This is a genomic window from Vibrio wakamikoensis, from assembly GCF_050337275.1.
GTDB classification, from domain to species: Bacteria; Pseudomonadota; Gammaproteobacteria; order Enterobacterales; family Vibrionaceae; genus Vibrio; species Vibrio chaetopteri.
In genome coordinates, this window is record NZ_JAKJST010000015.1 from 154,216 (window position 1) to 169,054 (window position 14,839).

At 48.5% G+C, this 14,839-nt stretch carries 8 protein-coding genes; 1 reads left to right on the forward strand and 7 read right to left on the reverse strand.

What is annotated here, in order from left to right; translation table 11 throughout:
* Nucleotides 1–13: 13 nt before the first annotated feature.
* From L4C42_RS06700 to L4C42_RS06725, 6 genes are all read right to left on the reverse strand, one after another.
* On the reverse strand, nucleotides 14–3,907 hold the full coding sequence (locus L4C42_RS06700) for a YhdP family protein (protein ID WP_429759869.1): 3,894 nt from the start codon (nucleotides 3,905–3,907) through the stop codon (nucleotides 14–16).
* 10 nt (nucleotides 3,908–3,917) lie between these two features.
* A complete protein-coding gene (gene rng, locus L4C42_RS06705) occupies nucleotides 3,918–5,387 on the reverse strand; it encodes a ribonuclease G (protein ID WP_353497082.1) in 1,470 nt (489 codons plus the stop codon).
* 17 nt (nucleotides 5,388–5,404) lie between these two features.
* Nucleotides 5,405–5,989, reverse strand: coding sequence for a Maf family protein (locus L4C42_RS06710; RefSeq protein ID WP_353497083.1), 585 nt, complete (start codon nucleotides 5,987–5,989; stop codon nucleotides 5,405–5,407).
* Complete coding sequence (gene mreD / locus L4C42_RS06715; RefSeq protein ID WP_353497084.1) at nucleotides 5,979–6,467, reverse strand: rod shape-determining protein MreD; 489 nt, start codon at nucleotides 6,465–6,467, stop codon at nucleotides 5,979–5,981. Before mreD ends, L4C42_RS06710 begins: the two co-directional genes overlap by 11 nt.
* Before the next feature lie 17 nt (nucleotides 6,468–6,484).
* Nucleotides 6,485–7,348 (reverse strand): rod shape-determining protein MreC, encoded by an 864-nt coding sequence (gene mreC, locus L4C42_RS06720; protein WP_353497085.1) that lies wholly within the window; start codon nucleotides 7,346–7,348, stop codon nucleotides 6,485–6,487.
* Between the two features lie 61 nt (nucleotides 7,349–7,409).
* The gene (locus L4C42_RS06725; protein WP_042473407.1) at nucleotides 7,410–8,453 is read right to left on the reverse strand and encodes a rod shape-determining protein; all 1,044 of its coding nucleotides are present in this window, start codon (nucleotides 8,451–8,453) and stop codon (nucleotides 7,410–7,412) included.
* A 378-nt stretch (nucleotides 8,454–8,831) separates the two neighbouring features.
* Between L4C42_RS06725 and L4C42_RS06730 the strand changes: the two genes are divergently transcribed.
* Complete coding sequence (locus L4C42_RS06730) at nucleotides 8,832–11,243, forward strand: metallophosphoesterase (RefSeq protein WP_418641961.1); 2,412 nt, start codon at nucleotides 8,832–8,834, stop codon at nucleotides 11,241–11,243.
* Nucleotides 11,244–11,269: 26 nt separating this feature from the next.
* On the opposite strand, the gene L4C42_RS06735 is transcribed toward L4C42_RS06730, so the two are convergent.
* Entirely contained in the window at nucleotides 11,270–14,836 is a 3,567-nt protein-coding gene (locus L4C42_RS06735) for a cellulose synthase subunit BcsC-related outer membrane protein (RefSeq protein ID WP_418641960.1), read from the reverse strand.
* Nucleotides 14,837–14,839 lie beyond the last annotated feature (3 nt).

Genomic DNA, 14,839 nt, shown 5'->3' on the forward strand with positions numbered 1-14,839 from the left:
GCTCATAGACGACTTATTTCTCCTTTTTAAGATCCTCTGGCAGCGTGTATTCACCGCTACTGCGGGATATTTCACTCACGGTCGGTGAGTCAAGCGGCCCTTTTACCGAGTAGTTGACTTGCGTGACTACCTCAACGACAGGTGAGATCACTGTCGTCACAGCCAACACGACTAGCGCCGTTTGTGGCGTTACCGCAAACGCGGTGATGATAGGAATGCCAGAGGTCATGTCTGGGGTAAAGCTCACCTCTGCATCTACAGTTTGTTTAGAAAGATCAGCCAACCCTTTGATTCTCATATCACCGGCTACCGCGTCCATCTTAATGTCGTTAGTGACAAACACGCCATCACGCACTCGGCCGCTGCCTGTTATTGAGTTAAAGGCCATGCCTTTATCAAACACATCCGAGAAATCGAGCTGCATCTTGCGAATAATAGAATCAAGACTGAACAGACCAAGTAGTCGCGCCGCACCGCTAACGTCGGAGATCACCCCTTTGCCAAGCTTAGTATTCATGTCACCATTGACGGTATCAAGGCGCATTGACCAAGGCGCCCCATCCCAATCAAGTTTGGCTTTCATTTCAAACGGCGCGCGTTGAATACCCGTTGTGATACCAAAACGTTCCATAAGATCGCTGTTGTTTTCACCTTTTACCGCGAAGTTCACTTGAGTCTTATTCTGGTCATCAGACATCATCCAACTGCCATCGATATCCACTTGGTTGGCGCCACTAGAAAGCTGCAGCTTGTTCCAAACCAGCTTATTGCCCTGCCTAGAGACATCCATATCGACCTTACCCACTTTGTAACCTTGGAACCAAAAGTTATCGATGGTCAGCAAGGTATCGGGCAATGCGTTAAATAGCGAACGCTCAAAATCCGTCACAATTGGTGCTTCTGGGTTTTCCTGGGTGATAATTGACTCATCTTGGTCAGCAATCTCATCGAGTTCCGGCACATAAATATGAAGACGGTTCAACGCGACATGGAGTTCATTGTTATCACTGTAGCTGGCTTCACCTTTCGCCTCTTGGCTATCCAGTGCAAACTGCCAACCACCCTTTTTATATCTAGCATCGAAATTAACATCGTGCCATTCAATTCCGCCTAATATCAGTTCTTTAGCTTCTACACTGGCACGCTTTGGCAGTGGTAGTTCGGGCTTCGGCAAGTCATCCAGCACCGCTTTTTTGTCACTCGGTGGCTCTTTAAATACCTCACTCCACTTATCGAAATCGATAGTGTCTGAGCGCACTTGGAAGTGATGGCCGACAATTGGGCTAATTTTAAATCCACCCTCACCAAGCACTAAGTTAGTCGCTTTAAGCACAGGGACCGGCTGAGTGATATCAATTTCAGTTTGATATTTTACCGACGGCAATTGCAAGCGAGCGGTAATATTTTCCTGATTACCTGAAGCCTGAAGCCTTGCTTTCCCTGCATCACCAAACGACTTGCTCAGTGGATAAGGGTAATCGCTGGCAATCGTGACTAGGTTTGCATCCAAATCAAGCTGATAAGTAAAACCCACATCATTGAGCTGGATGTCGACATCCAGGTGCCAAGGTGCATGCCCTGATAAGCGGCTTACGACCTTATCACCAATGTAAGGTTCAAGTGGTGCTGTACTCCAATCGCCAACGGAGTTGATCTTCACCGCATAGCCTTTGCTTGCATTTTGTCCTTGGAAGTCCAAATTGATTGGCTGATCAAGCAAGTTCGCTGACAATCCCGTTGCTTTAACCACGTCATTATCGAACTTGATACGACCTGAGACTTGCTCAAGCGTCATCGGTGGAGCATCAATCTCAACATGATTGTCACTTAGGTCAGCATGACCCCAAGCTCTAGATGGCGTGTCATCCCCCCCAAATGGAATGTAGAGCTGAAAATCAGCGGTAACGTCGCCACTGACTTGAACCGCTGTTAGCGCAGCACCAACCGAGTCAACCAATGGTGAAGCGGTCATGTAGTCACGTACCGCACTGCCTTTGCCAGCCGCTTTCGCTTCAATTTCAAGATGACCATCACCACGAAGCTCGGGAATTCGACCGGTAATACGCTGCCCTTTCACATCCATTAAAGTCGCAGAGCGCGAATCGAGATACATGCTCTCGTTTTGGAACAACAAATCGAGCTGCAGATCCGTAAGCGGCGGCCAATTGGTGTCAAAGCTGAATTTGGCATCACGCAGGCCAACAAACGCCTGGAACATACCGTTGTTGTCGCGATACGGGAAATCAGAGAGCTTGCCGTACCACAAAAGCTTAGAGGTGTTCACGCGACCCGCTTGAATCGCCGCAGATAGGTAATCCGTTAAGCTTTGCCCCATTGCTAGAGTTGGCAGGTAACGCCACACCTCCCCTGCGTTGTATAGGTCAGCCTCAGCATAGAAGGACAAGAATGGACTATCGTTCTTAGGGAAATCGAGCCGGAAGGCACCAAGCACTTGCAAATCTGGTGTGGCAGCCGTGACTTTATCCGACCACAGTGACCAGCCTTGCTCACCATGATTCTCCCAATGAATGTCAACCAAGCCTTGCTTGATATTTAAAGGCGCTTGGAATACATCGCCGTACGGGAACTTATCATCAATAACCGACACTCGCGCATAAGCCCGCTCAGTGTTCCCGCGCAGATGGCCTGAGACATGAGAAAATCCAGGTAACAGTCCCCATTGCGATAACGACATTTGCTTTAATGACGCCGAATACTTAATCGAATCAGCACCTGCAAGTTGAGAAATACGAATGTCTTCGATGCGGCCGCCCGGGTTAAGTCTCGACAGCCATTGGTTAATAGTCTCGTTGTTAGCCAGTGTCGCCAATGGTTTTAAGCTATCAACATCGAGCTCAGAGACATTGACTTGCCATTGATTATCACGATTCCAATCAACGGCAATATCCAACTCAGGCCAAGTCACTTCATCAGTACGAGCCTGGACTTGGTGCACATTCAACTGCCAACCCGATGTGGATGGCAGTAAATGCAATACCGCAGACTCAACTATCAGATCATGTTGCTGATTGCCACTTTCCCAACTGAGCTCAGAAGGAAGCACATCCAAATAGACTTCTTTTGCTTTGCTATTATCTAACTCAAGCCAAGCTCTTAGGCTGACCGCCCCAGATTCAATGCCAGTTTGCTGCTTCTGCTCATCCGATAGCCACGGAGACAACGACATTTCATCCACTGTGACGTAAAAATCTCCCGTCACACTGGTCAAAGAGCCGTTATCAACAAAGTCCGCTCGCACTTCAAGCGCATTGAGATTAGCATCGGCGATGGACACCACGCCTTGCGCTAAGTGGCGACGTTTTTCGTTTCGCCACTGCAAATTCTCAATATCTAACTGACGAGCTTCATCAGAGATAGCGGTGTAGTGAATGGTCGAATCCGCTACCGTGAATCGATCAAGCTGCCTCAACAGTAAGTTATCCAAACGTTGGATCAACTGCTCACCGCTTTTTGCAGGCGCATTGGTAACCGGCTCCTCCGGTGTACTCTCCGCCGCCTTGAGCAGATCCACCGAACGAACGTCTAGTGTCATGCCGTTGATCACCATATCCGCCAATACAGGCTGACGCTGCAACACGGTTTGTACCAGGTCGAATTCGAGCTCAAGGTTGGTCACTTCAAACTGGGTTTCAGGACTGTCTGGAAGACCGACGGATACCCCTTGCAGTGAGATTGACGGGTGAGTATTACGCCAGAAACCACGTACGTCTTTGAGCGAGACATTCAGTCCTGTACCTTGGTTTATCCAAGTAACGATTTCAGGTTGGACTTTGTTCAGTTGAGGCAGGCCGACACGCAGCACTGTGACCGTGGAGGCAAGTAGCACCAGCACGGTCAGTAACAGCCAGAGAAATAGGCGTATGATTTGATTAACGCGAGGACTCACAAACTTCTCATCACATCATAACAACATCAAATTGTTCTTGAATATACAGTGGTTCTGCTTGAATACGCACTTGCTTGCCAATAAAGACTTCAAGTTCCGCGAGTGCATGTGATTCTTCACCTTCTAGCGCTTCCGCAACAGCAGGTGCCGCATAAACCACAAAATTATCAGCATCGTAAGCTCGGTTGACTCGGGTGATCTCTCGTAGGATCTCATAACAGACGGTTTCCACCGTTTTCACCGAACCACGACCTTCACAAGTTGGACAACCGCTACACAGCACGTGTTCAATACTTTCACGGGTACGCTTGCGGGTCATTTCCACCAAACCAAGCTGAGTAAAGCCATTGATATTGGTTTTTACGCGATCTTTTGACAGTGCTGCTTCAAGAGAAGCCAAAACACGCTGACGGTGTTCATCCAGCCCCATGTCAATGAAATCGATAATGATGATACCACCTAGATTACGCAGTCTCAGTTGGCGAGCAATCGCCTGAGTCGCTTCAACATTGGTATTAAAGATGGTCTCTTCTAGGTTACGGCGACCGACGAAGGCACCCGTGTTGATGTCTACCGTGGTCATGGCTTCGGTTTGATCAATGATCAGATAGCCGCCCGATTTAAGATCGACCTTGCGCTCCAATGAGCGCTGAATTTCGTTCTCCGTATCAAACATGTCGAAGATCGGCTTATCGCCTTCATAGAGCTCTAACAGTGACTCTAATTCTGGAACAAATTCGCTGGTAAACTCTTTTAGGCTCTCAAATATCAAACGAGAATCGACCTGAATGCGGGTGATTTCGGTACCAACGAAATCACGCAAGATACGATGCGCTAAACCCAGCTCACCATACAAGGTAGAACGTGTCTTGTATTTAGTACGGCGCTCGTTGATTTTAGTCCACAGGCGCTTAAGAAACGCGGCATCTTGCGCCAACTCTTTCTCATTCGCCCCCTCAGCCGCGGTACGAATAATGAACCCGCCATTCTCATCGCAGTAATCAGCGACAACTCGCTTAAGGCGTAGGCGTTCATCTTCACTTTCAATACGCTGAGAAACCCCCACGTGGCTCGCTCCAGGCATGAATACCAAGTATCGTGAAGGTAGGGTGATATCTGTGGTTAGGCGAGCGCCTTTGGTGCCCAGTGGGTCTTTGACCACTTGCACCACAATGTCTTGCCCTTGGCGCACTAGCTCAGAGATATCGCGTACTTGAAATTGTTTTTTCTCGTTCTCGGCAACACATTCGGTGTGAGGGACAATATCGGAGGCATGAAGAAACGCGGCCTTTTCCAGACCGATGTCGACGAACGCCGCTTGCATCCCCGGAAGCACGCGACTGACTTTACCTTTGTAGATGTTACCCACGATGCCTCGTTTGGCTTCGCGTTCAATGTGGACTTCTTGAAGAATTCCACTCTCTATCATCGCAACTCTTGTTTCACTGGGAGTTACGTTTATCAACAGCTCTGCACTCATGAGCGCACCTCAATATTTTAATTATTTATAAATTCTTGCAAGAGCTGGTCAGTTTCATACAGCGGCAGTCCCACTACGGCGTAATAGCTGCCCTCGATCCGAGTAACAAAACGCCCACCTAATCCTTGGATACCATAACTGCCAGCTTTATCTCTCGGTTCACCACTGTGCCAATATCGTTCTATTTCTTGTTGGCTAAGTGTTTTGAACCACACATCCGTGGTCACCACCACCGATGCTTGCTTTAATTTGCTTACCACGCTAACTGCTGTCAGCACCTGGTGTTTTTGACCTGACATGCTACTCAACATGCGGTTGGCATGGTCAAAGTCGTGCGGTTTTTCCAACACATGACCATCGAGCACGACCACGGTATCGGAACCCAAAACTACGCTCTCTTGATGACTCAAAGCAAGACCTGCTAAGGCTTTCTCTAACGACAAACGCGCCACGTACTCTTGCGGCGCTTCATTGTCTTGCTGCTGCTCTTCAATATCGGGACTAACGATGGAAAATTCGTAGCCCAGTTGAGTCAATAGTTCTCTGCGGCGTGGTGATGTGGAAGCCAATACAACGCGTGATACAGACTGATTACCTGACATGCCAATGCCTTCTTACTCGACGAAGCAATAAAAACATCCATGGCCAGAGTATACAGTTAATCAAACCACTCCACAGCGACATTGGATTAAAAGTCACGTCTTGGATCAAATACTCGCCGAAAAAGATGCATACTTCGAGCACCATAGACAACAGCGCCATAATGGTTGCTTGTTGCCACAATGCCATGTTTCTCAACACCAAAAAGTTAAGCGCGATGACGTAAACCACAATCGACATCATCATGCCGCGTATGCCAAGCGTCGAGCCGACCAGCAGATCCCACACCAAGCCAACAAACAAGGCAGTACCCACATTAACGCGGTGCGGCAGTGCCAGCACCCAGTAACCGAGTACCAAAAATAGCCATGAAGGGCGGACAAAATCCAAAACACCCGGCCATGGGATGGTCTGCAGCACCAATGCCACCAGCAGCGACGTGCCAATCACCATATGACTGCGAAAAGAGCTGTTAGCCATAATTGTGTGTTAATCCTTTATTCTGCATTGAGGATATCTTCCACTTCCTGCTGCTGCCTATCATTATTCGGCCAGATCAAAAGTAGGTAGCGTAAACGGTCAAAATCAACCACGGGCTCAGCGATGATATTAGCGAACTCACGACGATTATCACGTTGCACCGATTTAACGTGTGCCACTGGATAACCTTCAGGATAAATGCCACCAAGACCCGACGTCACAAGAAGATCGTCAGGCTGAATATCGGTACTGGTAGGAATGTGCTCCAGTTGGATCTCATCAATTGAACCGTTGCCAGAACCAATAACACGGATGTCATTGCGGATCACCTGTACTGGGATCGCGCTGTTGGTATCCGTCAATAGCATAATTCGACTATTGTGCGCACCAACGAATGTCACCTGGCCAACAATACCATTTTCATTGATAACCGGCTGACCTTCGTAAACGCCATCAATACGGCCTTTATCAATCACCACCTGGTGACGATAGGGTGACGTGTCCACTGCCATTACCTCGGTGACCACTTTCTTCTCACCCCTCACAAAAGACGAGCCAAGCAGTTCACGAAAGCGCTGATTCTCTTCACGATATTGATCGAGCAAGATAAGGTCGCTTTTCAAACGCAGTACTTCACGTTTAAGGTTGATATTCTGCTCAGCTAAGCCTTGACGCGTATTAAGACGCTCATAGACTCCATCAAACATACTACGCGGTAAGTTGGCAGCATATTGAATAGGCGCAACAGCACTGTTCAGCAGATAGCGGAAATTGGAGAATGTGTCTAAACGACTATCAGCCAGCATTAAGCCGGCTGATAGAGTTACAGCAAGAAATAACCGAAGTTGTAAGGACGGACCCCGACCAAATATTGGTTTCATGTACTCATAACCTTGATGCGGACTCTAGTTTCAGTACCACACCAAAACTAGAGAGAAACCATTATTCTTCAGTAAATAGATCGCCACCGTGCATGTCGATCATCTCAAGCGCTTTACCGCCACCACGAGCCACACAGGTCAGTGGATCTTCAGCGATAACAACTGGAATACCCGTTTCTTCAGTCAATAGACGGTCTAGATCACGAAGTAGTGCACCACCACCCGTTAGTACCATGCCGTTTTCTGAGATGTCAGATGCCAGCTCTGGCGGACACTGCTCTAGCGCAACCATCACAGCCGATACGATACCTGTTAGCGGCTCTTGAAGTGCTTCTAGGATCTCGTTTGAGTTTAGGCTAAAGCTACGTGGCACACCTTCAGCAAGGTTACGACCGCGAACTTCGATCTCTTCAACCGTGTCACCAGGGTACGCAGAACCGATTTCGTGTTTGATCTTCTCAGCCGTTGCTTCACCGATCAAGCTGCCGTAGTTACGACGCACATAGTTGATGATCGCTTCATCAAAGCGGTCACCACCGATACGAACTGACGATGAGTAAACCACGCCGTTTAGCGAGATCACCGCCACTTCTGTTGTACCGCCGCCGATATCGACCACCATAGAACCCGTTGGTTCTGAAACGCGTAGACCAGCACCAATTGCTGCCGCCATCGGCTCATCAATGAGGTAGACTTCACGAGCACCTGCGCCAAGCGCAGATTCACGAATGGCACGACGCTCAACTTGCGTAGAACCACAAGGCACACACACAAGTACGCGCGGGCTTGGCTTCAATACGCTGTTGTCGTGAACTTGCTTAATGAAGTGCTGGAGCATTTTCTCAGTCACGTAGAAATCAGCAATTACGCCGTCTTTCATTGGACGAATGGCAGAAATGTTACCAGGTGTACGACCTAGCATCTGTTTCGCTGCATGACCGACGGCCGCAACGCTTTTGGCTGAACCCGCACGATCTTGACGGATAGCTACAACAGAAGGCTCGTCTAGGACGATACCCTGTCCTTTTACATAAATCAGTGTGTTGGCAGTACCTAAATCAATCGATAGGTCGTTAGAAAACATGCCACGCAGTTTTTTAAACATATTCTTCGCTCGTCCTGCAAGAATTAGAAGACAAAAATTGCACTAAATGTACCAATGCCGCGCCATCACAGCAAGGCATTGAAGCAGAAACATTGGAGGAAACCCCCATTTTCTTACAGTTTCCTTACTTAACGCAAAAAATTCACAGGATTTATTGGCAGTCAGCCATTATACCGCCCCAACCAATAGTGCCTACGGCGGCTCCAATACATCTCGATATGCGTTTATTACCCTCTAACCCTCTCCCCCAAATACTGCTGAATGCGAACCACCACATAAAACCCACCAATAACTCCATTGCTAATGATATTTTACCAACCAGAATCTGGTATCCTATGCATGCTTTTGCTCTCCACTTTGATTAGCTATGGTTTTTCGATGACACGTACCCGCTTCACATTGCTCGCATTAGGCAGCGCCCTATCCACACTATTGCTCTCTGGTTGTAACGATGACACCAGCGTATCGCTTGGCGATCCTATTCCAGTTGCACCAACTAAGTCTCATGGGCCAGCTTGTGACGCCAGTGCCGACACGCAGACCATTCGCTTTATCCACGTCGCAGATCTACACGGCCACTTCGGTTATCGTGAGCAGTTCTATAGCAAAATCAAACAAGCTCATGTCGATGCGCTTGCCGAAGAGCCCTATACCCTGTTTACCAACGGTGGTGATGACTATGAAAAAGGGACGGTTGCCGAGCAATTATCAGGGGGCTATGCCACGCTTGAGGCCACGCAAGCGTTGGAGTTTGATTATCGCGTGATTGGTAACCACGACTTTGCCTGGGGGCCTGAGCAATTACTGGAGTACGCAAAAGATGATGTATCAACAGTCCTTGCCTCCAACACCGAATACTATGGCAATGACCCTGCGGGATTTGCAGGGGTAGACTTTGCTATTGCAGAAGTGGGCTGCATTAAGGTGGGTGTCTTTGGCATGACGTCGGGGCCATGGAATGAGCTCGATGAAGAGATTAATCCTCAAGTAGACTTTATCGACGATTTCAGAATGCGTTGGGACTGGAACGAGCGCGCTCGCGAGATCATCGCCGCCTATGGCGATCAAGTGGACTATATGGTGATGCTCAGCCACCTTGGCCATGGCACCGATGTTGCTCTAGCGACCTTTGTTGACGGCATCGATCTTGTGCTCGGCGGACACACTCACGACTCACCAAAGACCACTAGAGTAAATGGCACAACAGTACTGCTGCCTGATTTTAATGCCAAAGGTTACACCGACGTCACCGTAACGTTTGACCTAGCCACCAAAGCCGCAATAACGCCCGAAACCATTGCCGAACTTGATATTACCGAATCGTTACCCGTTAACGAGACAACCAAACGTCGTATTGATGGCATCATGGGAACTTACGCTCCCGATGCGAACACCGAAATTGCTGTATCGCTCAAACAGCCAAGCCGCGATGGCATCTTGGATATTCTGCATGACAGTTTGACCGACTTTACAGCCCCCAAATCAGGGATCAATTACCAGATAGATGCCAGCTTCCTCAATCGCGGAGAAATTGAAGATAGCGAAATCTGGGCTCCAGGTTCGTTGACCCAAGAAGACTTTCATCACGCCTACCCGATTGAGCGCCAGCCTGCCAATACGCCAGGTTTCTCATCACTGTATCAAGTGAGCGTATCAGGCGAAGCGCTTAGCGCTATGCTTAATTATGAAAGTGGCCTTGATTACCATGGTCCAGCGTTAGACGATATCGATTCAGCCAAAACCTATCACGTAGGCCTCTTTAAATCGGCTGCTTGGAATCCTGAGCTGTTCTTTAATGGCAGTTATTACCGCAAAGAAGATGCAGAATTTGTTGGCGAAGCTTGGGAGATTTTTGATGCCTACGCCCGTGAGCGTACCGCAAACTGCCAATACATCGACACTGACGAACTGCTGTTCAGCTGTGATGAAAACGCCCCGAACATTACCTCTGTTTGGAATTTTGAAGATGCGAACGATATCTTTGCACCAGAGCAAAACATCGCTTCGAGCCTTACGCTCACGAATACATCGGATGAACTTTTATCTTGCAATGACGAACTACTGAACTGCGGCACAAGTGAATCTTTTTCTCTGCCACTGCTTCCCGATGGTAGCAACGCTTCGGTAATAGAACTAGGCGCCTTAGGAGCATCAGATAACGGTCGCTTCCAGCTTGCTACAGAACTTGATACTAACGGTGACTTCGCCGATCAAGACCGCCTCTCTTATTACACTATCGTTTTTGATGCTCTATGGCCTGAGCTAGAAAATGACAGCAGTAAATACCGAGCGATAATCGATGCTGACACCAGCAGCAGCGCACCCGATATCTTCCTATCGCCGGAAGGCGAGATAGGTCTCGCACCGAATTACGCAGGACTTATTAAGGCCAATACTTGGCATCGTATTGCCATGGTGTTTTTTGCGTCAGAGACAGAAGATGTCGCCTACAAACTCTACATTGATGGCGAGCACATTGACACTATGCGCTATCCTGGGCTTGGTGAGCGATGGGCAATGAATAGAAAAGGCTTAGCGCTGTTCACTGATACTGCCATCAACAAATACGAATCAGGAACGGTTTATCTCAACTCATTGATGTTTGCTGCCCGCTCATTGACGGACATCGACATCGCTAAACTGGGTGGTGCTAAAGAGACACTCAACTATGTACCATCAGTGCGTGTTTTAAACCAAACCGTTGAACGCGCCTACCAAAATGCCCCTGTTGACTGGGCAAACAAATGGGTCAAACAGCGCGCTAAATTCTTCAAACAGCCCCCGCAGTAAACTCGACAAAAAGCAAAATGCGCGGACTAGAAATAGTCCGCGTACAGTCTTAGTGGATCTGGCTGTAGCCGAGCCTTACGCCAGTTAGGATCGAAGTGATACTTGAGATAGACATTGAATACACTCGGCTGGTAATCACTCGAAAATTGCTGCGATACATAGCCAACAAAGCTCCAATGGTCACTCATTCGATACTCGGTATAAAACTGCAGTCCTGCACTCACGCCACTTGATGACGAAGCTGTGCCGCCTGGGATATTGTATGGCGCATCAAAGGAAGCGTTCGAAAGAGAAACCGTGCCCCTCACCCCATATGTCCAATCAAAGCTGTGGCGACGATAATATGAGACAGGCAAAGACAACGATGTGTAGTTTTGCGGACTGTAGTATTTACCATGACCGATAATTACCTCATTGACGTTCTTCTCGTAGCCCATGTAAAACACAGCCCCACCTAAAGAGAACACCTCATCATCGCTACTAATAAAGTTGTAGTAACTACCCAACATGCCAGAGGTTCTATCGTTATCAGCGACATTGTTGCCAGTTAGCTGATGGTACTCAAGATAACCCCAAACGCCGTATGGGCGTCCGTCATTCCAAGACGCGCTCACCGTGGCGCCACTGCGAGTCACACCGCCAAACTCGGTGGTAACGCCTGTGCGATCCGTCACTGATAATCCAGAATAAGAGATAAAGCTCGCGGTAACAGGGCGCTTAGAGACATTACCTCGCAAAGTCACATCGCCCCACTCGGTGATCCCTTCAATGCCGCCTACCCAATCGGTATATCGAAAGCCAACAGGGGTGGTGCCAAGATCCGCTTGCCAGTTTTCAGCTTCCCAACCAACAGAGAAGGCTTGTCCCACTCGGTCACGCTCAAACTCAATATTGGTATCGTAATACGTTAACGTGCCGCTATTGAGGTAAACGCTGTCAGTACGAAGCTTAAGGCGACCGTCCCACTCAGGGATAGCAATGCCAAGCTCAAAAGGAACAGTGAGGTATTTAGAGCCACCCGGCACATTATTAAACTCACCGCCCACAATGAAATAGGACTGATGACGCTCATCAATTCTATCAAGTGTGGCAATAATGTCGTTGGTCATCCAGTTATCATCGGCATCGCGATACGCGCTACCAATATCTCGGACTCGGGTCAGCCCCAAACGCTCTTTATCATCCAAAAGCAAAGCTTGACGCGAATACTGCTGAGTCAACGCATCGCTAGATTGAGACAACGACGCTTCTTGCAACTGCCAATAATTGAAAGCGTTCAGAGGTTTTAATGGCAAATGGTTGTTGAAAAAGTTGATGTAGGGCTGATTGTCGGTTTCCAGCGCCAAAGATAAGCTGCTAACGATTTGCTCGTTGCTAAGCTCAAACACGCGCTGCGCTTGAATATCCAACACAGGGTCGATGTATTGTGGCGCAGCGCTGAGCCAAGTGCTCAGCCGCTGTTGAGAAAGTACAACACCATCGTTAAGACTTGCCAAATAAATCTCTGACGCTGCTTCAACCTCGTTTTCAGCCAGCAGTCTATCGGCATCAAACAAGCTCTGGCGCTGCTCAATAATGTCTGACAGTACTTTGCGTTGCTCTGCTTCTTGATAGATAGCGCGGTGAAAATTAGCACTGTCGATATCAAACGCCGCTTGCGACATCAGCTCAAGCTCTGGCGTACTAAGCGACGCGATATCCACTGCGTCCATTTCTGCTTGAGCGCGCTCATCAAATGGTGTCTCTGACCACAATACAATCGCAGTTGGACGATCATGACGGGCAACATTCTCAATAAAGGCGATCAGCTCATCACCTCTAAGCTGCTGCTCAGCGATTTGTTGGCGGTAGTATTCAAGTTTTACACGAGAATAGGTAGAAAGCTCCGCAGACGTAAGCTGCTGAGCGGGCGATTGATTCACAACCGCGAACGCTTCATCCCAGCGCCCTTGACCCGACAAATACAAGGTATAAGCGTGAGTATGTTCATTATCTTGGTGCTGTTGATAAGCACGGCTCATCACAGTATCTGCCAAGCGGCGCTGGTTTAAACGCAGCAACTGTTCAGCAATGTCTTTGTTTAACCAAGGTAGGTAAGCATCACTGTCGAGTACGTGTTTAAACTGCGCGCGAAATAGCGGATCATTTTCTGGCAGAGACTTGCTTTTAAGCAGCTTATCATAAACCACAAGGTGCTCGACCTCGGCTGCATACGCTCCGATTTGCTCTATTTGTGCCGGTTTGAGCGTCTGCAATGCAGCATACTCCCCCGCATGCCCTTTATTTGGCGCATAAGTTTGCACCCAAAGTTGCAGCGCAGAACTGTTGTCTGGCGCCAAGGTCAGTGCTTTGTTGGCAGCCTGATGCGCTTGGGAATACTCTTGCTGCGCCAGATAAACCCGCCCTTTGATGATATAAGCAAAAGGCTCACTATTGTCGAGAGACAATGCTAAGTCCGCTTGCTGCATTGCCTTATCGTATTGCTCAGCACTCAGAGCACGCCTCGAAGCATCGAGTGCTTGCCAAAAGCGAATCGAATTGATCTCAGATTGGTAAAAATCGATGAGGTCTGGCGAATCATCAAGCTGCTGCGCTTGCTTAAACGCATTCACTGAAGCTCGATAATTATTGTTATGGTAATGGTAGCGACCAAGTGCAACTAAGATTTCCGGATCGTTTGGGTACTTGCGGTTGGCCGCTTGCAGTGCCTTGAATGTGGTGGCGTCATACTGACGATTTTCAATGCGCGCAAACGCAGCGAGCTTGCCACGGTATACGGGGTCTTTGCGCAGCATCTTTTCTCGATCCCAGCGCTGCTTAGCTGTTTCGTATTGCTGTTGAATACCTAAGTTCTCTGGATGATAACTGGCTATCAGCTCATGAGTATCCATCCACTGTTGAGACATAGGCTCAGTTTGTAGCTCAGTCATCCAAAGAGTACTGGCGAACACGCCAAGACGAGAGTCATTCGCTAAGTCACGATAAATCGCTAACGCTTCTGGCTCTCGCCCATAGCGCGAGAGGTGCCGAGCAAGACCTAAGCGAATTTCACCCACATTGGGAAACGCGCGATCCAACTGCTGATACGCTTCAAGTACCTGCTCTTGGTACTGTGGAAATGTCGATTTGAGTCCAAGATAATCAAGCTCACTAATAATATCTGGACGCTCGGAACCATAAAGCTCCTCAAACAGTTTTAACGCAGCTTCGTTTTGACCGCCGCGCTGCAACAGCAAGGCTTGATTGTATTGATCGCGCTCTGTGGTATGTAATTCAAGATAATTGCCAAAGGCTGAAACCAAAGCTGGATCGGCCTGATTATTCAATTGCTTAAAAAGAACACTTGCTTCATCAGATCGATTGTTTCTTACCAACCAGCGCGCCTTCGCGAACAAGGCTTCGGGACTCTCTGGAGTGATCGCTAGCCAACGCTCTACTGCCGCTTCAACTAAGGTCTCGTCCTGTTTGAGCTCACCGATCACTATCTGATTTTCAAGCCAGTCTGGTGCTGAGCGGTAAAACACCGAAGGTACATCGCTGCCCCACGCGGAGGAGCAAAGTACACTCAAAAGCGCAGCAGAAATTTGGCTCAATGC